The following is a 21419-nucleotide window of genomic DNA, read 5'->3' on the forward strand; positions in this document are numbered from 1 at the left end:
GCACTGTTGCACGCCCGTAGGCCGCGATTGCCGCCATGGCCGTCGCCGGCGCGCCGACGCCGGTGCGATGGCGATCCGGGCGGACCCGTTTAGACCTTGACCTTGCCGACGTCGGCGGTCGCGATCTCGGGGGCCAACGGTGCGATCGCGCCGAGTATCTCGGACACCGTCTCGGACGGCACCCCGGCGGCGGCCAGCGCGTCGGCCAAATGCCCGGCCACCAAACTGAAGTGGTGCATGGTGATGCCGCGGCCTTGGTGCACCTGCTTCATCGGGGCGCCCGTGTAGGGCTCCGGGCCGCCCAGGGCGGCGGCGAAGAACTCAACCTGTTTGCCCTTGAGGCGGTTCATATTCGTGCCGGTGAAGAAGCCGGACAGCTGTTCGTCGGCAAGCACCCGGACGTAGAAGTCCTCGACCACGACTTCGATCGCCTCGTGTCCACCGATCCGGTCATAGATGGGAGCCGGTGCCGACTTGCGGAAGCGAGCCAGAATTTTCATGAGCACGATTGGAACATCTCGACGTTGCTCGTCAGTAAGTGCGCGATCACACTCGAATTGCCCTGTGTAACAAGCAGATTGCCCACAGGTGGCAATTGTTCTCGGCGAGCTGTGAGAGCGGGCGTCCTGTCACATGACGGCAATTTGCATCGAGGTGAGCCGCTGATGCCCTAGGTTGGCTTAATGATGCACGTCACATCACTCGCCCGGCCCAGTGTCATGGTCTACGGGCAGGCCAGTTGGGTTCGGGGGGCTCTGATCATCAGGAGCGAAAGCCGATGAATCTTGGTGACTTAACGAACTTGGTGGAGAACTCGATCGGGAACCTGGTGGAAAAGCCACTGGCTGCGGTGTCTCAGATCGTCAACACCCCGAACTCGGCCGGACGGTATCGGCCGTTCTATCTGAGGAATCTGCTCGACGCGGTGCAGGGCCGCACGCTCGCGGAGGCCGTCAAGGGCAAGACCATCCTGATTACCGGCGGATCCTCGGGCATCGGTGAGGCCGCGGCGAAGAAGATCGCGGAGGCCGGCGGCGCGGTGGCGTTGGTGGCTCGCACCCGAGAAAACCTCGAGAAGGTCGCCGACGAGATCCGCGGCGACGGCGGCACCGCCAACGTGTACCCCTGCGACCTGTCCGACATGGACGCGATCGCCGCGATGGCCGATCAGGTGCTCAGCGACCTCGGCGGCGTCGACATCCTGATCAACAACGCCGGGAGGTCGATCCGGCGCTCGCTGGAGCTGTCCTACGACCGGATCCACGACTACCAGCGCACCATGCAGCTCAACTATCTGGGCGCGGTCCAGCTCATCCTCAAATTCATCCCCGGGATGCGGGAACGCGGCTTCGGCCACATCGTCAACGTCTCCTCGGTGGGCGTGCAGACCCGCGCGCCGCGGTTCGGGGCCTACATCGCCAGCAAGGCCGCGCTGGACAGCCTGTGTGACTCGCTGCAGGCCGAGACCGTGAACGACAACGTGCGGTTCACCACGGTGCACATGGCGCTGGTCCGCACCCCGATGATCAGCCCGACCACGCTCTACGACAAGTTCCCGGCACTGACGCCGGACCAGGCGGCCGGCGTGATCGCGGACGCGATCGTGCACCGCCCCCGCCGCGCCAGCTCCCCGTTCGGACAGTTCGCCGCCGTCGCCGATGCGGTCAACCCGGCGGTGATGGATCGGGTACGCAACCGGGCGTTCGCCATGTTCGGCGACTCCAGCGCCGCAAAGGGCGGTGAAACTTCAACCGACACAACAGAATTCGATAAACGCAGCGAGAACTTCGTGCGGGCGACCCGAGGGATACATTGGTGACACCATGAGCCTGCCAAAACCTGACATCCAGACCACCGTTGTCATCACCGGCGCCTCGTCCGGCATCGGGGCCGAACTGGCTCGCGGGCTGGCCCGTCGCGGCTTCCCGCTGTTGCTGGTCGCGCGTCGTCGCGAGCGCCTCGACGAGTTGGCCAACGAGGTGGGCCGGGAGTACTCGGTCGCCGTCGAGGTGCTGCCGCTGGATCTCGGCGACAGCAAGGCCCGCGCCCAACTGGCTGATCGGCTGCGCAGCGAGTCGATCGCCGGCCTGTGCAACAGCGCCGGTTTCGGGACCAGCGGCGTGTTTCACGAGCTGCCGCTGGACCGCGAGAGTGAAGAGGTCACCCTCAACGCGCTGGCATTGATGGAGCTGACCCACGCGACGTTGCCCGGCATGGTCGAGCGCGGTGCCGGCGCGGTGATGAACATCGCGTCGATCGCGGGGTTTCAGCCGGTTCCCTTCATGGCGGTGTATTCGGCCACCAAGGCTTTCGTGCAGACGTTCTCCGAAGCGGTGCACGAGGAGTTGCACGGCACGGGGGTGTCGGTCACCTGCCTGTGCCCTGGACCGGTGCCAACGGAGTGGGCCGAGATCGCCAACGCCGAGCGGTTCAGCATTCCCATCGCGCAGGTCTCGCCGCGCGACGTGGCCGAGGCGGCGATCGGCGGCATGCTGTCCGGCCGGCGCACGGTGGTGCCCGGCGTGGTACCCAAGGTGGTCAGCACCGGCGGCCGCTTCGCGCCGCGCAGCCTGCTGCTGCCCGGCATCCGGATCGGCAATCGATTCCGCGGCGGCCCCAAGAACTGACGGTGCTACGGGGAGCCGCTCGACTCGCGATAATCGCGCCGCGCAGAATCGTGACCGCGGCTTTCCTGGTCATGGTCGCAGCCGGAATTTTCGGGTTCGCCGCCCTCGAAGTGCTGTCGGCGGGGGGCTATCAGGATCCGTCATCGCAGTCGTCACAAGCTCAGCGGGTGCTCGCGGAGAAGTTTGACCTCGGCGACCAACAGATGGTTTTCGAGGTGACCACCGCGGCGGGCGCCCAAAGCGACTCCGCCCGAAACGTGGCAACCGACATCGTCGCGCAGCTTGAATCGTCGCCGGATGTTGCCCAAGTCAGCTCGGCCTGGACCCTTCCGCCCCCGGCCGCGGCCGGCCTGATCAGCAAAGACGGTAAGACCGGACTGATCGTCGCCGGCGTTCGCGGTGGCGAAACCGGCGCCCAGAAGAACGCCGCGGCATTGGCGAAGAAACTCGCGCACGATCGTGACGGCGTCACGGTGCAGGCGGGGGGCGAGGCCCTGACGTACGCACAGATCAACAAGCAAAGCGAAAAGGACCTGTTGGTCATGGAATCCATCGCGTTTCCATTGAGCTTCGTTGTCTTGGTCTGGGTGTTCGGCGGAATGCTCGCCGCGGCGATTCCGATGGCGGTCGGCGGCTTCGCCATCGTTTCCACCTTGGCGACGCTGCGAGCGATCACACTCTTCGCCGACGTCTCGATATTCGCGCTCAACCTGACGGTGGCCATGGGTTTGGCGTTGGCGATCGACTACACCCTGTTGATCGTCAGCCGATACCGCGACGAGCTCGCCGCCGGCATGCAGCGCGACGATGCACTGGTTCGCACCATGCGCACGGCCGGGCGAACCGTGCTGTTCTCGGCGACGACCGTCGCACTGTCCATGGTCACGATGGTGCTGTTCCCGATGTACTTCCTGAAGTCGTTCGCCTACGCGGGCGTCGCGGTGGTCGCTTTGGCGGCCGTCGCTGCGGTGGTGATCACTCCAGCCCTGATCGTGCTGCTCGGCGACCGGTTGGACTCGTTCAACGTGCGGCGGCTGATTCGCCGAGTGACCGGGCGCCCAGAGCCGGTGTCAGGCCCGATCCACGAGACCTTCTTGTACCGCTCGACGAAAGCCGTGATGCGACGGCCTATTTCGATCGGCGTAGCCGTCATCACGTTCTTGTTGGTGCTGGGGGCGCCCTTTCTGGGGGCGAATTGGGGCTTCTCCGACGAACGAGTGCTGCCGAGATCGGCATCGGCGCGTCAGGTCGGCGACGACATGCGCTCAGATTTCATGGTCGACACTGGTAGGGACGTGACCGTCGTGATCCCTGATGCGACCGGATTGGCGCCCGGCGAAATCGAGCGCTATGCCGTCCAACTCTCGCAGGTATCCGACGTCGTGTCGGTGTCAGCGCCTGGTCGGACCTTCCAGAACGGCGGGCCGATCGGGCCGCCGTCCGCACCCACCGGCGCGAAAGACGGCAGTGCCTTCCTCACCGTGCGCAGTGCGGCCGCGTTGTACTCCGTCGCATCCGAAAGACAACTGGATCGTCTGCGAGCCATCGCCGGACCTGGCGGCCGAGACGTGAAATTCACCGGCAGAGCGGGGATTAACCGCGACAGCGCGGGGGCCGTGACGTCGCGGCTGCCACTTGTCTTGTCGGTCATCGCAGTGATCACCTTCGCGCTGTTGTTCTTGTTGACCGGCAGTGTGGTGATGCCGCTGAAAGCTTTGGTGCTCAACGTCTTATCGCTGACCGCTGCATTCGGCGCGCTGGTATGGATCTTCCAGGAAGGCCATCTGCATGGCCTGGGCACCACCGCCAACGGCACCCTGATGGTCCACATGCCGGTGCTGCTGTTCTGCATCGCGTTTGGTCTTTCCATGGATTACGAGGTCTTTTTGGTGTCCCGGATCCGCGAGCACTGGTTGGCGTCGGACAGAACGCCGGAGGATAACGACGAGGCCGTCGCGCAAGGCGTGGCTCGCTCCGGTCGGGTCGTGACAGCAGCGGCGCTCTTGATGGCGATCTCGTTCGCCGCGTTGATAGCCGCGCGGGTGTCGTTCATGAGGATGTTCGGCCTGGGACTCACTCTGGCGGTGGTGGTCGATGCGACGCTCGTTCGGATGCTGCTGCTTCCGGCGTTCATGCGCTTGATGGGCCGCGCCAACTGGTGGGCGCCTAAACCGTTGGTCAAGCTGCACGAGCGCATCGGCATCAACGAGGAAGTAGGCGACGTTCGGCCTCGGGCCCTCAGCCCCGAACAGTGATGTTGCGCGGTTGCCCGATTCGAGCAACACAGCGATGCGTGCGCGCCGGAGCACACCCGTCGCAGCCGTCTTAGAGCGGCGTGTGTGGTGAATTGCCCGCCTTGAAGCGACAACTGGGCTGGCGTGGGTGGCCATGGCCGGCTTTCCCGCCCGCCCCTCTCGCGTTGTCGCTCAAACGCGGGCAACTGACCACATGCGTCGGCGGTGAGGCCGCAGTGGCGGATGTGACGAAGCGCTACGCTCAGGCGGTGGCTGCTGTGGACCTGACCGCCGACGTCCCGATGACCCCGCAGGACATGTGGGACCGCGTCTCCGACCTGTCAGATTTGGGCGAGTGGCTGATCCTGCACGAGGGATGGCGCGGCGAACTGCCCGACGAGATCGCGGAGGGCACCCAGATCGTCGGCGTGGCACGGGCTAAAGGCCTGCGCAACCGGGTGACCTGGACGGTGACCACATGGGACCCGCCGCACGAGGTGGCGATGTCGGGATCCGGCAAAGGTGGGGCGAAATACGCCGTCACGCTGACCGTGCGGCCCACCGACGAGGGATCGATGCTGGGTCTGCGCCTCGAACTGGGCGGACGTGCGCTGTTCGGGCCGGTGGGCTCGGCGGCGGCACGCGCCGTCAAAGGCGACGTCCAGAAGTCCCTGCAGAACTTCGTCGAGTTGTACGGATAGGACGTCGTGGCGATCGCAAGCGCGGCGAAGCCGAGCGCGGCGGGCGCCACCAATAAACACAGACACACGCCGCGACACGCCGAACTCGTGTCGGTCCGCGGTCATAGACTGGCGTCCCTATGAACCACTCGTCCTTCGTGCACTTGCATAACCACACCGAGTATTCGATGTTGGACGGTGCCGCGAAGATCGCGCCGATGCTGGCCGAGGTGGACCGGCTGCAGATGCCCGCGGTCGGGATGACCGACCACGGAAACATGTTCGGCGCCAGCGAGTTCTACAACGCGGCGACCAAGGCCGGGATCAAACCGATCATCGGCGTCGAGGCCTACATCGCGCCGGCCTCGCGCTTCGACACCCGGCGGATCCTGTGGGGTGACCCGGGCCAGAAGTCCGACGACGTATCGGGTAGTGGTTCCTACACGCACATGACGATGGTGGCCGAGAACGCCACCGGCCTGCGCAACCTGTTCAAGCTGTCGTCGCTGGCGTCATTCGAGGGTCAGCTCGGCAAGTGGTCGCGGATGGATGCCGAGATCATCGCCGAACACGCCGACGGGATCATCGCCACCACCGGTTGCCCGTCGGGTGAGGTGCAGACCCGACTGCGGCTGGGGCATGAGCGCGAGGCGCTGGAGTCGGCCGCCAAGTGGCGCGAGATCTTCGGCGCCGACAACTACTTCTTGGAGCTGATGGACCACGGGCTGTCCATCGAGCAACGGGTCCGGGACGGTTTGCTGGAGATCGGCCGCAAACTGGGCATCCCGCCGCTGGCCACCAACGACTGCCACTACGTCACCCGCGACGCCGCCCACAACCACGAGGCGCTGCTGTGCGTGCAGACCGGCAAGACGCTATCGGACCCCAACCGGTTCAAGTTCGACGGCGACGGCTACTACCTGAAGTCGGCCGCCGAAATGCGACAGATCTGGGACGGGGTGGTTCCCGGTGCCTGCGACTCGACCCTGCTGATCGCCGAGCGGGTGCAGTCCTACGACGAGGTGTGGTCGCCGCGCGACCGGATGCCGATCTTCCCGGTCCCCGAGGGGCACGACCAGGCCACCTGGCTGCACCACGAGGTGATGGCCGGGCTGCAGCGCCGCTTCCCGTCCGGTGTCAGGCAGGACTACGTCGACCGCGCCGAGTACGAGATCAAGGTCATCTGCGACAAGGGCTTCCCGTCCTACTTCCTGATCGTCGCGGACCTGATCAACTACGCACGGTCGGTCGACATCCGGGTGGGGCCGGGGCGTGGCTCGGCGGCGGGCTCGCTGGTGGCGTACGCGTTGGGTATCACCAACATCGACCCGATCCCGCACGGGCTGTTGTTCGAGCGCTTCCTCAACCCGGAGCGTCCGTCGGCACCGGACATCGATATCGACTTCGACGACCGTCGTCGCGGCGAGATGGTGCGCTACGCCGCCGAGAAGTGGGGCTCCGACCGCGTCGCCCAGGTGATCACCTTCGGCACCATCAAAACCAAAGCAGCGCTTAAGGATTCGGCGCGTATCCACTACGGCCAGCCCGGGTTCGCGATCGCCGACCGGATCACCAAGGCGCTGCCGCCGCCGATCATGGCCAAAGACATTTCGCTGTCGGGCATCACCGACCCGGGCCATGAGCGGTTCAAGGAGGCCGCCGAGGTGCGCGGTCTGATCGAGACCGATCCGGACGTGCGAACCATCTACCAGACCGCGCGCGGCCTGGAAGGCTTGATCCGCAACGCCGGTGTGCACGCGTGTGCGGTCATCATGAGCAGCGAGCCGCTGACCGAGGCCATCCCGCTGTGGAAGAGGCCCCAGGACGGGGCCATCATCACCGGCTGGGACTACCCCTCGTGTGAGGCGATCGGCCTGCTGAAGATGGACTTCCTGGGTCTGCGGAACCTGACGATCATCGGCGACGCGCTGGAGAACATCAAGAGCAACAGGGGAATCGACCTCGACCTGGAATCGGTGCCGCTGGACGACCGGTCCACCTACGAGCTGCTCGGCCGCGGCGACACTCTGGGTGTGTTCCAGCTCGACGGCGGGCCGATGCGAGACCTGTTGCGCCGCATGCAGCCCACCGAGTTCAACGACATCGTCGCGGTGTTGGCCCTGTACCGGCCCGGGCCGATGGGCATGAACGCCCACAACGACTATGCCGACCGCAAGAACGGTCGTCAGGCGGTCAAGCCGATCCACCCGGAGCTCGAGGAGCCGCTGCGCGAGATCCTGGCCGAGACGCACGGCCTGATCGTCTACCAAGAGCAGATCATGTTGATCGCCCAGAAGGTCGCCTCCTACACGATGGGTAAGGCCGACGCGCTGCGCAAGGCGATGGGTAAGAAGAAGCTCGAGGTGCTCGAGGCCGAGTACAAGGGCTTCTATGAGGGCATGACCGCCAACGGCTTCTCGGAAAAAGCGGTGAAAGCGTTGTGGGACACCATCCTTCCGTTCGCCGGCTATGCGTTCAACAAGTCGCACGCGGCGGGCTACGGTCTGGTCTCCTATTGGACCGCCTACCTGAAGGCCAACTATCCGGCCGAGTACATGGCCGGCCTGCTGACGTCGGTGGGCGACGACAAGGACAAGGCCGCGGTCTACCTGGCCGATTGCCGGAAGCTCGGCATCACGGTGCTACCGCCGGACGTCAACGAGTCGCTGGTGAACTTCGCCTCGGTCGGACGGGACATCCGGTTCGGGCTGGGCGCGGTGCGCAACGTCGGCGCCAACGTGGTCGGCTCGCTGATCGGCACCCGCAACGGAAAAGGAAAGTTCACCGACTTCTCGGACTACCTGAACAAGATCGATGTCGCGGCCTGCAACAAGAAGGTCACCGAATCGTTGATCAAGGCGGGCGCCTTCGACTCGCTGGGCCACGCCCGCAAGGGCCTGTTCCTGGTGCACACCGACGCCGTCGACTCGGTGCTGGGCACCAAGAAGGCCGAGGCGATGGGCCAGTTCGACCTGTTCGGCGGCGACGACGGGTGCACCGAGTCGGTGTTCAACATCAAGGTGCCCGACGACGAGTGGGAGGACAAGCACAAGCTAGCCCTGGAGCGAGAAATGCTGGGCCTGTACGTGTCCGGTCACCCGCTCAATCAGGTGGCGCACCTGCTGACCGCCCAGGTCGACACCCAGATTCCGGCCATCCTCGACGGCGAGGTCCCCAACGACGCCCAGGTGCGGGTGGGCGGCATCCTCGCGTCGGTCAACCGGCGGGTCAACAAGAACGGAATGCCCTGGGCATCAGCCCAATTGGAAGACCTCACCGGTGGCATCGAGGTGATGTTCTTCCCGCAGGCGTACTCGGTGCACGGTGCCGACATCGCCGATGACGCCGTGGTGCTGATCAAGGCGAAGGTGTCGCTGCGCGACGACCGCGTTGCACTGATCGCCAATGAACTTGTGGTGCCCGACTTTTCCAATGCGCAGCCGAACCGGCCGCTGGCGGTCAGCCTGCCGACGCGGCAGTGCACCATCGACAAGGTCACCGCGCTCAAGCAAGTGCTGGCCCGGCACCCCGGCACGTCGCAGGTGCATCTGCGGCTGATCAGCGGGGACCGGATCACCACGCTGGAACTGGATGCCTCCCTTCGCGTTACGCCGTCGCCGGCGCTGATGGGAGATCTCAAGGCGCTGCTCGGGCCTGGCTGCCTGGGCGGCTAGGCGGATCGCCAATTCTCCGCGAGTGTGAACCTAGCCGCACCCTCGCGCTCGAACGTGAAGCTAGCCGCACACTCGATCGGGCGGAGGCCCTACAGCTCCACCCGCACGATGACGCTGTCCGGCCACACCCCGCGGTCGCGGGCGCGCCGCAACTTCTCACGCGCACAGAGATCTCGGTGCACGTTGGTCACGCCGGGAACCTTGATCAGCGGGACGATATTCCACTGCCAGCCGTAGCGCCGGTGCAGCACGCGGTTGGCGCGGGTGGCCTCGGCACCGGACAGCACCGTGGCGCGACCCGCGAGCGTCGCCGCGCCGGGGCGAACCTGGCCCCGGTAGTCGCAGGCGACGAGTTCGACATCACGGCGCGCAGCCAATCGCCTGGTCTTGGGGCCCACCTTGGTCCGGAACAACAAGCCGCCGTCGTCGATCGCGAACCAGATCGGGGTGTCGACGGGCGTGCCGTCGCGGCGAAAAGATCGCAGCAGGGCGTAGCGAGAACCGCTCAGTTCGGCGTATCGGGGGATGGTCATAACCACAGTCAAGGACTTAGAGTTGACTCGAAGTCAAGCATTGAATCCTCAGGAGGCTGCGGTGGCGCCGAGCCTGACCATCGGGGACGTGGCGCGCCAGACCGGGGTGGCCGCGACTGCGCTGCGCTACTACGAGCAGATCGGCCTGGTGCCGGAGCCGGCGCGCCGTGGCGGTCAGCGCCGCTATGACGACTCCATTCTGGCCCGCCTCGAGGTGATCGCGCTCTGCAAGACCGCCGGGTTCTCGTTGGAAGAGATCCAGCTGTTGTTCGCCGACGATGCTCCCGGGCGGCCGGCCAGCCGCGCGCTGGCCGAAGCCAAACTGGCCGAGATCGACGCGCAGATGGACTCGCTCGCCCGCGCCCGGGCCGTCATCGAGTGGGGGATGCGCTGCACGTGTCCCTCAATTGACGCCTGTACCTGTGGCATTCATCCACCCGGCAAGGAGCGCTCATGACACGACAGCACCCCGTCGCGGTGCAGAACTTCTCCCACATCTGCATCGGCGTCTCCGACATTGAGGCGTCGCTGGCCTTCTATACCGCGGTGCTGGGCATGGACGTGGTGTTCGACGTCGAACTCGAAGGCGCCGGACTGGATGCGGTCACCGGGGGAGCCGCCCAGCGGGGCCGCATGGTCGGCGGGCTGATCGGCGCGGCGATGGTGGAGCTACTGTCCTTGGGCGCCGTGCCCGAGTGCCCGAGCGGCCCGCACCTGGGCTACACCAACATGTCGTTTCGCGTCGACGACCTCGACGCCGCCCACGAGACGGTGACGCGCGACCATCCCGGCGTCCGGGCCGACCCGCCTGTCGACATCGGCGGAGTGCGGATGTTCTTCATCTACGATCCCGATGGCACGCCGATAGAGCTGGTCGAACTGCCCGGAGGAGTGACGAGCACGGTGCAGCTCTGGCGTCCCGCGTCATGACCCGATATGCTCCCTGCCCCCGTGCTCGGACGTAGGCTCACCAAGGCAGTGCTGATGTGGCGCCGAGGAGGACGGACATGACGACGACGCAGGACCCGGCCACCTTTTGCGAGGCTTTCCAGCGCACCGCATCGATCGACCCGGAGGCCGTCGCGCTCCGGACGCCCGGCGGCACCCAGGTATTGACATGGCGGGAGCTTGCGGCGCAGGTGCGCAAGGTGGCCGCCGGCCTGGCGGGCCTGGGGGTCCGGCGCGGTGACACGGTGTCGCTGATGATGGCCAATCGGATCGAGTTCTATCCATTCGAGATCGGCGCCCAACACCTTGGGGCCACATCGTTTTCGGTGTACAACACGTTGCCCGCCGAGCAGCTGACCTACCTGTTCGACAACGCCGGCACCACGGTCGTGATCTGCGAGGAGCAGTACGTGGACCGCATCCGCGCCAGCGGCGTGCCCATCGAGCACATCGTCTGCATCGACGGTTCGCCGCCCGGCACCATCTCGGTGGACGACCTGTACGCCGCCGCGCAATCCGACTTCGACTTCGAGGCGACGTGGCGAGCGGTGCGACCCGAGGACGTCATCACCCTCATCTACACCTCCGGGACCACCGGAAATCCCAAGGGCGTGGAGATGACGCACGCGAGTCTGCTCTTCGAGGCGCGGGGACTCGACGCCGTGCTCGGCAGCCGGTTCGGCGATCGGACCACGTCGTACTTGCCGTCGGCGCACATCGCCGACCGGATGATGGCCCTGTATCCCCTGGAGGTCTTCGGCACTCAGGTGACCCCCGTGGCCGACGCCCGCGCCATTGCGACGGCGCTACCAGACGTGCGGCCCACAGTTTGGGCGGCGGTGCCCCGAGTGTGGGAGAAGCTCAAGGCCGCAATCGAATTCGTCGTCGCCAGCGAAACCGACGAAGCGAGGCGCCAGGCGCTGCAGTGGGGCTTGGCGGTGGCCGCCAAGCGGGCCGCCGCCCTGGTGTCCGGCGAGCCGGAGCTCGCTGAGGTGACGGCTGAGTGGGCCAAGGCCGACGAGCTGGTGCTGTCCAAGCTGCGCGAGCGGCTCGGGTTTGCCGAGCTGCGCTGGGCCGTGTCCGGTGCCGCGCCGATCCCCAAGGAGACACTGGCGTTCTTCGCGGGGATCGGGATCCCCATCTGCGAGGTGTGGGGCATGTCGGAGCTGAGTTGCGCTGCCAGCGTGGCACATCCGGACGAGACCCGGCTGGGCACCGTCGGCAAGCTGCTTCCCGGCCTCGAGGGCAAGGTCGCCGAGGACGGCGAATATCTGGTCCGCGGTCCGCTGGTGATGAAGGGCTATCGCAAGGAACCGGAGAAGACCGCCGAGGCGATCGATCCCGACGGCTGGCTGCACACGGGCGACATCATCGACGTCGACGCCGACGGTTACCTGCGAATCGTCGACCGAAAGAAAGAGCTGATCATCAACGCGGCCGGAAAGAACATGTCCCCGGCCAACATTGAGAACGCCATCCTGGCCGCGTGCCCCATGGTCGGAGTGGTGATCACCATCGGTGAGGGGCGGCCGTACAACACCGCGTTGATGGTCTTCGATGCCGACTCGGTCGGCCCGTATGCGGCACAGCGCGGATTGGCCGACGCCTCGCCCGCCGCCTTGGCGTCCGACCCCGAGGTCGTCGCCCAGATCGCCGCGGGGGTGGCCGCGGGCAACAACAAACTCTCCCGGGTGGAACAGATCAAGCGGTTCCGCATCCTGCCCACCTTGTGGGAGCCCGGCGGTGACGAGATCACGCAAACAATGAAGCTCAAGCGCAAGCCGATCATGGCGAAATACGCCGACGAGATCGAGCAGCTCTACACACCCGAACCGCAGCCGGACGTGCACGAGCCTGCCGAAGCCGCCACGGTGCAGCCGGCGTGAGCGCGGGACCGGCGGGGACCGCCCGGGAAATCGGTCGGGTAGGAATGCGAAAGCTGTTGCAGCGCACCGGTATCGTGGAGGAATCGACGTCACCGCTGTCGACCGACCCGGCCGAGGTCGTCGAATTGCTGGGCGCCCCCTGGTATGACGACCGGCTGGGCAAGCTGGCCAACGAGCTCGGGCGCGAGCCGGACAGCGTGCGCGCCGAGGCCGCCTGCTACCTGCGCGAGATGGCGCCCTCGCTCGACGAGTCGGCCATGGCGGCCTGGCGCGGCTTCAGTCGCTGGTTGATGCGCGCCTACGACGTGCTGACCGACGAGGACCAGATCACCCAGCTGCGCAAGCTGGATCGCAAAGCCACACTGGCGTTTGCCTTTTCGCATCGCTCCTACCTGGATGGCCTGTTGCTGCCCGAGGTGATCCAGGCCAGCCGGCTCTCACCCGCGCTCACCTTCGGCGGCGCCAACCTGAACTTCTTCCCGATGGGGGCCTGGGCCAAGCGCACCGGAACCATCTTCATTCGGCGACAGACCAAGGACATCCCGGTCTACCGCTTCGTGCTGCGCGCCTACGCCGCCCAGCTGGTGCAAAACCACGCCAACCTGACCTGGTCCATCGAAGGGGGCCGGACCAGGACCGGCAAACTGCGGCCCCCGGTGTTCGGCATCCTGCGGTACCTCGCCGACGCTGTCGACGAAATCGACGGCCCTGAAGTCTATTTGGTGCCCACTTCGATCGTGTACGACCAGCTACACGAGGTGGAAGCCATGACCACCGAGGCCTACGGTGCCGTCAAACGGCCTGAGGACTTTCGCTTCTTGATCCGGCTCGCCCGCCAGCAGGGCACCCGGCTGGGGCGGGCGTACCTGGACTTCGGCGAGCCGCTGCCGTTGCGTAAGCGCCTCGAGGAGTTGCGGTCCGACGATTCGGGCGTCGGGACCGAGATCGAGCGCATCGCGTTGGACGTCGAGCACCGCATCAATCGCGCGACGGCAGTCACCCCCACCGCGGTCGTCAGCCTGGCACTGCTGGGCGCGGACCGCTCGCTGTCCATCAGCGAGGTGCTGGCCACGGTGCAACCGCTGGCGAGTTACATCGCGGCGCGGAACTGGGCGGTGGCCGGGGCGGCCGACCTGACCAATCGCTCTACCATCCGCTGGACCCTGCACCAGCTCGTGGCCTCCGGGGTGGTGAGCGTTTACGACGCCGGAACCGAGGCGGTGTGGGGCATCGGCACCGACCAGCACCTGGTCGCGGCGTTCTACCGCAACACCGCGATCCACATCCTGGTCGACCGCGCCATCGCCGAGACGGCGTTGCTGGCCGCGGCGGAGGACGCCGAACAGTCCGCGGACGGATCGGTGCTGCCGGCGACCGTGCGCGACGAGGCGCTGAAACTGCGCGAACTGCTGAAATTCGAGTTCTTGTTCTCCGCCCGCGCGCAATTCGAGAAGGACCTCGCCGACGAAGTCCAACTGATCGGTCCGGCGGAGAACCCCGTGGACACCAGCAAAGCCGCCAGGCCCGTCTTCGTGCGCGGGCTGCTGGAACGGGCCGATCTGCTGCTCGCGCATCTGGTGTTGCGCCCCTTCCTGGACGCCTATCACATCGTTGCGAACCGGCTGGCCGCGTACGAGGACGAATCGTTCGACGAGGACGCCTTTCTCGCCGAGTGCCTGCAGGTCGGCAAGCAGTGGGAGCTGCAGCGCAAGATCGCCAGCGCCGAGTCGCGGTCGATGGAGCTGTTCAAGACCGCGCTGCGGCTGGCCCGGCACCGCGAGCTGGTGGACGGCTTCGAGGACCCGGAGCTCGCCCGGCGGCGACGTGAGTTCGCCGACGAGATCGCGGTGGCTGTCCGGCGGGTGAACGCCATTGCGGAGCTGGCCCGACTGCGCTGATCGCCGGTTCGCGGCCGGAGGCCGGGTTCACGGACCGTTAACGTGTGGTCGCGATAGTGCAGGCGACGTCGGTGATGGTCGACGGTGTTCGATAGGGGCCGGTGAAGAGAGGATTCGATGAGCGAGCAATCCGGTGGGCAGTCCCGCCCACTGATCGGATACGTCACCCACGAGATCGCGCCGCCGATTCGCCCCGCGCCGATAGGCCGGACGTGGATGTCGGAGATACGGCAAGGGTGGCCGCATCGTTGTCTGCCGATGCTGATCGCCAACCAGAGCGGTTGGGAGGTGCGCAACCGCAGCGCGTTCACCGCTACGTGGATGGGCGGAAACGACCGCACGAACCTGATGATCGCGCCCGATACCCGTGAAAGCGGTCAGTTTCTGCCCTCGAGCCACTTCGGCTACGGCATCCTGACCTGGCATCTGCCGATGCTGTTCCGCACCCCGCCGGGCTACAACCTGCTGGTTCGCGGCCCGGCCAACCATCCGAAGGATGCCATCTGTGCTCTGGAAGGCATCGTCGAAACCGACTGGTCCAGTTCGAGTTTCAGCATGAACTGGAAATTCACCCGTGAGTTCATGCCGGTGCGATTCGAGGTCGACGAACCGATCTGCATGATCGTGCCGCAACGCCGGGGCGAGTTGGAGGAGTTCGCTCCCGAGCTCAGGCCCATCGAATCCGACGAAGAGGTGCACCGCAAGCACGAGCACTTCCTCGGTTCACGCGGCGCGCTGGGCCGCGAGCAACAAGCCGCGGGGGGCGCGGAGAACGAGAAGGTGCCGTGGCAAGGCGATTACACGCGGGGCCGGCACAGCGACGGCGAGCCCGGCGCGCACGATCACCAAACCCGCCGCCGGCTGCGGTCGTTCGTCACGCCCGAGAACACGGACTAGGACGAAATCACCGTGCGGGCAAGGCAACTGCCGTTCCCGCCGCGATCTTCGTGACCGCGTCGGGCGCCTGTGCCGACGCGCCGGCCCAGGCGATGTACCCGTCTGGGCGCACCAGCACCGCCGGCCCGCGGTCGGCCCGCTCGGCCTGCAGCGTTCCGGGTGTCTCGACCGGGGCGGCGCCGTATTCGCGGATGAAGACGTAGCCGCCGCCGCGCTGCAGGTGCGTCAGCCGTCCCTCGACGAGGGGAATCGTGGCCGCACGGGTGCCGACCAGGCCGCGCCGGCCGTAACGCAACGTCGTGCCCGCGAAGCTGCCCGCGACGAAGTCCTGCACCGCGGATATCCGAAGGAGGTTGGTAGCCAGCAGATTACGTAACCAGATCGCGGGTCGCCGATGCAGCGTCGCGCCACGCGCGATCATCCCGGACTGCAACAGCACCCGCTTGCCGATCGGGTGGCGTTCGTCCTGGTAGGTGTCCAGCAGTCCGTCGTCGGCGCCGTCGAGCACGGCGTCGAGCTTCCAGGCGAGGTTTGCGGCGTCCTGGATCCCGGTGTTCATGCCCTGGCCGCCCATGGGGGAGTGCACGTGCGCGGCGTCGCCGGCCAAAAACACCCGTCTGTGCCGGTACTGCGCGACTTGCCTTTCGTCGCAATGGAATCGCGATTTCCAGCCGATCTCGATCACACCGTAGTCGGTCCGCATGGCGCGACCCAGCACGTCGATGATCTCGTCGTCGTCGACGGGCGCGCTGTCGGGCAGCTGATGGCCGCGGTCCCATACCAGGGCCCGGTACCACGAGCCGTCCTCGTCGTGGCGGTTATACGGGGCCAAGAACCCCAGCACGTCGCCGGTGGTGCCCACCACCAACCCGCCGGCCGACGGGCCCTGGGCCAGCTTGACGTCGGCCAACATGAGCGAGGTCAGCACCGTCTTGCCGGGAAACTCGACGCCCAGCAGCGTTCGGACCGTGCTATGCGCGCCATCAGCGCCGATCACGTACCGGGCTCGCCACGCCTGCCGGTGTGCGGGATCGTCGTCATCCTTGGGCCGGGCGGTGACGGTGACGCCGGCGGCATCCTGCTCGAGCGCGACCACCTCGACGCCGCGCCGGATGTCGGCCCCTTCGGCCATCGCGTAGCGGTGCAGTGCCGTATCGACGTTGGTCTGCGGGGTGATCAAGACGAACGGGTAGGCCGAATCGAGGCGGGTCAGGTCGAGGCGGGCCTTGGCGAACAGTGTCACGTCCGGTCCGCGCGAGCCGAGGGCCAGCAGTTCGTCGGCGGCGTCCCGCGCGTCGAGGAGCTCCAGCGTGCGGGGCATGACGGCGAACGCGCGGCTGGTCGGGTTTTCGGCGGACCAGCGCTCCAGGACGGTAACCGACCGTCCGGCGCGGGCCAGGTCCCCGGCGGCGGTCAGGCCCGTGGGGCCGGCTCCCACCACCAGGACGTCGACATCGCGAACAGCGGTTGTACTCATCGGATCGCTCCCTGCGGGTCGGGGTACCAGCGACGGATGTCGCCGGGCGTGGCTTGCGCTGCCTGGTTGAAGACGAAACGGCAGCCGGGCCGGGTGGCGTGCGCGATGTTGACGATCGACTCGAACAGCAGCGTGTTGCCGGCGACCAGGCGAATTCCGGCCCCGATCAGTACAGCGTCATAGCGCTTGGCGCGCAGCCACTCGCCGGCCTTCTCGGCGCCGGCGGCGCCGAAGTCGATCAGGCAGTTGTCGACCCGGTATCCCGCGGCGCGCAATCCCACGACGTTCTCGTCGTTGGCGGCCCGTAGTACATCCTTCGACAGGCCTGCGAACTGGGCGAACTCCGGTGACGAGTAGTCGATCAGGTCGGGGTCGAGCCCGATCTGGATGACGGTCACGGTCATGTCGGACCTCCTCGACGACACCATTTCAACAACTGTTGAAATCAACGTAAGCCCCGGCTGGTAGCGATGTCAACAGTTGTTGAACTAGAATTTCGGGATGCCCCCCCGCGACGGCAAAGTCACCCGCGCGACGATCCTCAGTGCGGCACGTAACTTGTTCTCCACCCACGGCTTCGAGCGGACCACCATCCGTTCGATCGCGGCGGAGGCCGGCGTCGATCCCGCGCTCGTGATGCACTACTTCGGCAATAAGGCCGGCTTGTTCGCCGCGGTCTCGCGGCTCGATATCACCTTTCCCGACCTCACCGGTCTCGCCCCGGAGCGCATCGCCGACGTGCTGGTGCCGTTTCTCGTCCGGGTGTGGGATCCGGCCGGATCTTTCCTGCCGCTGCTGCGCGCGGCGGCAACCAACCGGGCCGCCGCCGACGCGCTACTGGAAGTGTTCGTCGAAAAGGTGGCCCCGGCCCTGACCACCATCACTCCCGACCGGGCCGCCGAGCGGACCGCGATGGTGGGATCGCAGGTGTTGGGAATCGCCATGGCGCGCAACGTCGTCGGCGTGCCCGCGCTGGTCGCGATGGATGACGCGACACTGACCGAATGGCTACGCCCGGTGCTCGCCCACTACCTCACCGGCTCGGCGCCGTGAAGGCCGGCCGCGACAACTGGCTGGTGATCGCTGGGGCGGGCAAGCCAATGCGGCAAAGCGGCGCGACCGCGAAAATCGCGCGCCTAGAGTTGACGGCATGCCGCTACAAGGGGAGTACCTGCCGAGCCCATGGGATTGGTCTCGCGAGCAAGCCGACAAGTACGCCGAGTCGGGGGGAACCGAAGCCGCCGACATGAAGGGCAAGCCGATCATTCTGCTGACCACCGTCGGCGCCAAGACCGGCAAACTCCGCAGGACGCCCCTGATGCGCGTCGAGCACGACGGCCAGTACGCGGTGGTCGCCTCCCTTGGTGGGGCGCCGAAGCACCCGGTCTGGTACCACAACATCAAGAAGAACCCCCGCGTCGAGCTGCAGGATGGCCCGGTGACCCGCGATTACGACGCCCGCGAGGTCTTCGGCGATGAGAAGGCGACCTGGTGGGAGCGAGCCGTCGAGGCGTGGCCGGAATACGCCGAATATCAGACCAAGACCGACCGCCAGATCCCGGTGTTCGTCCTGACCCCGGTCGACTGAATTCCGGAGTTGGCAGTCTGTCGTGGCACCATTGACCAGTGTCCGCCGAATTGAGCCATCACCCGAGCGTCTCGCCGTTGTCCGCGGCTGAGATCGACGGCGCGGCCAAGCGGATCGCCGCGGTCGTCACGCCGACCCCGCTGGAGTTCAGCGACCGATTGTCGGCGATCACCGGCGCGCAGGTCTACCTCAAGCGCGAGGACCTGCAGATCGTGCGCTCCTACAAGCTGCGCGGCGCTTACAACCTGCTGGTCCAGCTGTCCGAGGCGGAGCTGGCCGCGGGCGTGGTGTGCTCGTCGGCGGGTAACCACGCCCAGGGCTTCGCCTACGCGTGCCGGATGTTGCAGGTGCACGGCCGCGTCTATGTGCCGGCCAAGACGCCCATGCAGAAGCGCGACCGGATCCGCTACCACGGTGGCGACTTCATCGACCTGATCGTGGGTGGCGCCACCTACGACCTCGCCGCCGAGGCGGCGCTGACCGACGTGGAAAGCACCGGCGCCATCCTGGTACCGCCCTATGACGATCTGCGCACCATCGCGGGCCAGGGCACGATCGCGGCGGAATTGCTCGACCAGCTCGACGGTGAGCCGGATCTGGTGGTCGTGCCGGTGGGCGGTGGTGGCTGCATTGCCGGCATCACCACGTATCTGGCCGAGCGGACCGATAACACGTCGGTGCTGGGCGTCGAGCCGGCCGGCGCCGCGGCGATGATGGCCGCGCTGGCGGCGGGGGAGCCGGTGACGCTGGACAACGTCGACCAGTTCGTCGACGGCGCCGCGGTGCGGCGCGCCGGAGACCTGACCTACGCCGCGCTTGCGGCCGCCGGTGACATGGTGTCGATCACCGCGGTGGACGAGGGCGCGGTGTGCACCGCGATGCTCGACCTCTATCAGAACGAGGGCATCATCGCCGAGCCCGCGGGCGCGCTGTCGGTCGCCGGATTGCTGGACGCCGACATCGAGCCCGGTTCGACGGTGGTCTGCCTGGTTTCGGGCGGCAACAACGATGTGTCGCGTTACGGCGAAGTGCTCGAGCGCTCGCTGGTCCACCTCGGCCTCAAGCACTATTTCCTGGTCGACTTCCCGCAGGAGCCCGGCGCGCTGCGCCGCTTCCTCGACACGGTGCTCGGGCCGAACGACGACATCACCTTGTTCGAGTACGTCAAGCGCAACAACCGGGAGACCGGCGAGGCGCTGGTCGGCATCCAATTGGGATCTTCCGCCGACCTGGACGGCCTGCTGGCACGGATGCGCGCCACGGAGTTGCACGTCGAGACCTTGAAACCCGGCTCACCCGCCTACCGCTACCTGCTCTTCTAGCCCGCGGGCGGCGAACATGCAGCAGCCGTTCGGACCCGGTGCCGGCGGTTTCGGGCTGGTTAGCGCCTTCGTCGTAGGTTCGCTCGTACTGCTTGTGTGGGCGGCGATTTGGGTTGCTCGGCGGGGGCCGCGATTACTGGGACTCGGGCAGCGGATTTCCGAAGTTGCCGCGATCAACAAGACCACGGCATGGGTGCGGCGGCGCATCGGCGAGAAGGGGCGGGCGCTGACCGATCGGCTGCCCACGAGCGAACTCGCCAGCGTCGCATTGCTGCTCGGGCTGGTCGTGGTCGTGTCATTGGCGGTCGGTTTCACCGAAGTGCTCGACGACGTGCTCGAGGGCGACGGCATCGCCGGATTCGACCGGCCGATAACTTCGTGGCTTGCGGCCCACCGCGACCTGTGGCTGACCACCGTCCTGCGGGTGGTCACCCTCGCAGGCGGTCCGCTCTTGCTGGCCGCCCTTGCCTTGCCAATCTCCGTTGCCGCGGCCTGGCGGTGCAGGTCGTGGCGGCCCGTGGTGCTCGCTCTCGTTGGTGGCGGTGGCGTTCCACTGGTGCTCTTCACCGCCAAAGCCTTGGTAGGTCGCGAGCGCCCGCCTTTGCCTTTCGCCCTGGTCGACGCGGACGGGTATTCGTTTCCGTCCGGACACGCGACCGGTACCGCCGCGATCATGTTCATCACTGCGTGGATGCTGGCGCGCTGGCTGATCTCCTGGTGGAGCGGGCGCGTGATGGTTTGGACCGCGGCAATCGGTGCGGTGTACGTGATCGGGTTCTCCCGCGTGTATCTGGGAGTCCACTACGTCAGCGACGTGGTCTCCGGCTGGCTGCTGGGCATGGCCTGGGCCGGCGCCGTCATCCTCGCCGGATTCTGGTGGGATAACACCAGGCGGGCGCGCGGCCGGGTCGGCCCCCGGCAGCCGGACGCGTGAGCAACCCGGCTGCTCAGGGGCGGCGGTGGCTGAGGTATGGCGGCACCGAAGTGCCGGGGTTGAGGTCGTCGGCCGGCACCGGTGTTCCGGCGGCCAGGCTCAGCGGCACCACGCCCGCCCAGTGAGCCAGCGCAACGTCCTGGGGATCGTCGGCCGGGGGGCCGTTCCGCACCTTCGCCGACACCTCGACGAGGTCGAGGGCGAGCACCCCGGTCGCTGCGAGCTCGCGGGCATTGGGGGACCTGCAATCGTCGGCGCGCCCCGGCGCGATGTGGTCCAGCAGGCAGTGCAACGCCTGCGACTTCTCCGCCGGATCGTCGACGATGCGCGCATCGCCCACCACGACCACGGAACGGAAATTCAGCGAATGGTGCATCGCGGACCGGGCCAGCACCAGGCCGTCGACCAGGGTGGCGGTGACGCAGACGGGCAGACCCACCCCCGCTCGGTTGGCCGCCTTGGCCGCCAGCAACGGGCCGCTGCCAGTCGAACCGTGCAGGTAGAGCGTTTCACCGAACCGGGCATGCGTCGTGGGCAAGACCACTGGCCGCTGCCCGCTCGAGTAGCCCACATGGCAGATCAGCGCCTCGTCGAGGATGGCGTGAATGGTGCGGCGGTCGTAGTGGGCGCGCTCGCGGTACCGGGTGGGGGTAGTGCGTGCCGTCGGCTGATATCCGGTCTCCACGAAATTGCCCTCTACATTGTCCTAGTACATAATTCA

19 protein-coding genes are annotated in these 21419 nt (G+C 66.8%); 14 read left to right on the top strand and 5 right to left on the bottom strand.

What is annotated here, in order from left to right:
• Positions 1–89 precede the first annotated feature (89 nt).
• Positions 90–500 carry a group I truncated hemoglobin gene (locus AC5Y4F_RS24005; protein WP_499999079.1) on the bottom strand — a complete coding sequence of 137 codons (411 nt, stop codon included), beginning with the start codon at positions 498–500 and terminating at the stop codon, positions 90–92.
• A 278-nt stretch (positions 501–778) separates the two neighbouring features.
• Between AC5Y4F_RS24005 and AC5Y4F_RS24010 the strand changes: the two genes are divergently transcribed.
• From AC5Y4F_RS24010 to dnaE, 5 genes are all read left to right on the top strand, one after another.
• Positions 779–1819 (top strand): SDR family NAD(P)-dependent oxidoreductase, encoded by a 1041-nt coding sequence (locus tag AC5Y4F_RS24010; protein WP_067933279.1) that lies wholly within the window; start codon positions 779–781, stop codon positions 1817–1819.
• Between the two features lie 4 nt (positions 1820–1823).
• The gene (locus tag AC5Y4F_RS24015; RefSeq protein ID WP_067933278.1) at positions 1824–2627 is read left to right on the top strand and encodes an SDR family NAD(P)-dependent oxidoreductase; all 804 of its coding nucleotides are present in this window, start codon (positions 1824–1826) and stop codon (positions 2625–2627) included.
• Positions 2628–2629: 2 nt separating this feature from the next.
• A complete protein-coding gene (locus tag AC5Y4F_RS24020; protein ID WP_499999082.1) occupies positions 2630–4882 on the top strand; it encodes an MMPL family transporter in 2253 nt (750 codons plus the stop codon).
• Between the two features lie 248 nt (positions 4883–5130).
• Positions 5131–5562 carry a type II toxin-antitoxin system Rv0910 family toxin gene (locus AC5Y4F_RS24025; RefSeq protein WP_067933407.1) on the top strand — a complete coding sequence of 144 codons (432 nt, stop codon included), beginning with the start codon at positions 5131–5133 and terminating at the stop codon, positions 5560–5562.
• A gap of 119 nt (positions 5563–5681) precedes the next feature.
• The gene (dnaE, locus tag AC5Y4F_RS24030) at positions 5682–9215 is read left to right on the top strand and encodes a DNA polymerase III subunit alpha (RefSeq protein WP_499999085.1); all 3534 of its coding nucleotides are present in this window, start codon (positions 5682–5684) and stop codon (positions 9213–9215) included.
• Positions 9216–9304: 89 nt separating this feature from the next.
• On the opposite strand, the gene AC5Y4F_RS24035 is transcribed toward dnaE, so the two are convergent.
• Positions 9305–9748: a PPOX class F420-dependent oxidoreductase gene (locus AC5Y4F_RS24035; protein ID WP_067933272.1), complete on the bottom strand. Its 444-nt coding sequence runs from the start codon at positions 9746–9748 to the stop codon at positions 9305–9307.
• A 61-nt stretch (positions 9749–9809) separates the two neighbouring features.
• On the opposite strand from AC5Y4F_RS24035, the gene AC5Y4F_RS24040 reads away from it, so the two are divergent.
• The 5 genes from AC5Y4F_RS24040 (at position 9810) to AC5Y4F_RS24060 (ending at position 15377) form a co-directional block, all read left to right on the top strand.
• Positions 9810–10205 (top strand): helix-turn-helix domain-containing protein, encoded by a 396-nt coding sequence (locus AC5Y4F_RS24040; RefSeq protein ID WP_067933270.1) that lies wholly within the window; start codon positions 9810–9812, stop codon positions 10203–10205.
• Positions 10202–10678, top strand: a complete 477-nt coding sequence (locus AC5Y4F_RS24045) for a VOC family protein (RefSeq protein ID WP_067933268.1) — start codon at positions 10202–10204, stop codon at positions 10676–10678. Before AC5Y4F_RS24040 ends, AC5Y4F_RS24045 begins: the two co-directional genes overlap by 4 nt.
• A gap of 77 nt (positions 10679–10755) precedes the next feature.
• A complete protein-coding gene (gene fadD11, locus AC5Y4F_RS24050; RefSeq protein ID WP_067933267.1) occupies positions 10756–12582 on the top strand; it encodes a fatty acid--CoA ligase FadD11 in 1827 nt (608 codons plus the stop codon).
• Positions 12579–14480, top strand: coding sequence for a lysophospholipid acyltransferase (locus AC5Y4F_RS24055; protein WP_067933265.1), 1902 nt, complete (start codon positions 12579–12581; stop codon positions 14478–14480). Before fadD11 ends, AC5Y4F_RS24055 begins: the two co-directional genes overlap by 4 nt.
• Before the next feature lie 117 nt (positions 14481–14597).
• Positions 14598–15377: a DUF6065 family protein gene (locus AC5Y4F_RS24060; RefSeq protein WP_067933263.1), complete on the top strand. Its 780-nt coding sequence runs from the start codon at positions 14598–14600 to the stop codon at positions 15375–15377.
• 7 nt (positions 15378–15384) lie between these two features.
• Here AC5Y4F_RS24060 and AC5Y4F_RS24065 read toward each other — a convergent pair whose 3' ends face one another.
• Entirely contained in the window at positions 15385–16854 is a 1470-nt protein-coding gene (locus AC5Y4F_RS24065; protein WP_499999094.1) for an FAD-dependent oxidoreductase, read from the bottom strand.
• On the bottom strand, positions 16851–17258 hold the full coding sequence (locus tag AC5Y4F_RS24070) for a hypothetical protein (protein WP_499999096.1): 408 nt from the start codon (positions 17256–17258) through the stop codon (positions 16851–16853). Before AC5Y4F_RS24070 ends, AC5Y4F_RS24065 begins: the two co-directional genes overlap by 4 nt.
• Before the next feature lie 97 nt (positions 17259–17355).
• On the opposite strand from AC5Y4F_RS24070, the gene AC5Y4F_RS24075 reads away from it, so the two are divergent.
• The 4 genes from AC5Y4F_RS24075 to AC5Y4F_RS24090 all read left to right on the top strand — a co-directional run bounded on the left by AC5Y4F_RS24075 (position 17356) and on the right by AC5Y4F_RS24090 (position 20698).
• Complete coding sequence (locus tag AC5Y4F_RS24075) at positions 17356–17907, top strand: TetR/AcrR family transcriptional regulator (protein ID WP_067933259.1); 552 nt, start codon at positions 17356–17358, stop codon at positions 17905–17907.
• A 97-nt stretch (positions 17908–18004) separates the two neighbouring features.
• Positions 18005–18442, top strand: a complete 438-nt coding sequence (locus tag AC5Y4F_RS24080; protein ID WP_499999101.1) for a nitroreductase family deazaflavin-dependent oxidoreductase — start codon at positions 18005–18007, stop codon at positions 18440–18442.
• Between the two features lie 38 nt (positions 18443–18480).
• Positions 18481–19764 carry a threonine ammonia-lyase gene (gene ilvA / locus AC5Y4F_RS24085; protein ID WP_067933255.1) on the top strand — a complete coding sequence of 428 codons (1284 nt, stop codon included), beginning with the start codon at positions 18481–18483 and terminating at the stop codon, positions 19762–19764.
• A gap of 16 nt (positions 19765–19780) precedes the next feature.
• Entirely contained in the window at positions 19781–20698 is a 918-nt protein-coding gene (locus tag AC5Y4F_RS24090; RefSeq protein WP_499999103.1) for a phosphatase PAP2 family protein, read from the top strand.
• 13 nt (positions 20699–20711) lie between these two features.
• Here AC5Y4F_RS24090 and AC5Y4F_RS24095 read toward each other — a convergent pair whose 3' ends face one another.
• The gene (locus tag AC5Y4F_RS24095; protein WP_067933250.1) at positions 20712–21383 is read right to left on the bottom strand and encodes a pyridoxamine 5'-phosphate oxidase family protein; all 672 of its coding nucleotides are present in this window, start codon (positions 21381–21383) and stop codon (positions 20712–20714) included.
• Positions 21384–21419 lie beyond the last annotated feature (36 nt).

The organism is Mycobacterium sp. NGS56 (assembly GCF_059812425.1).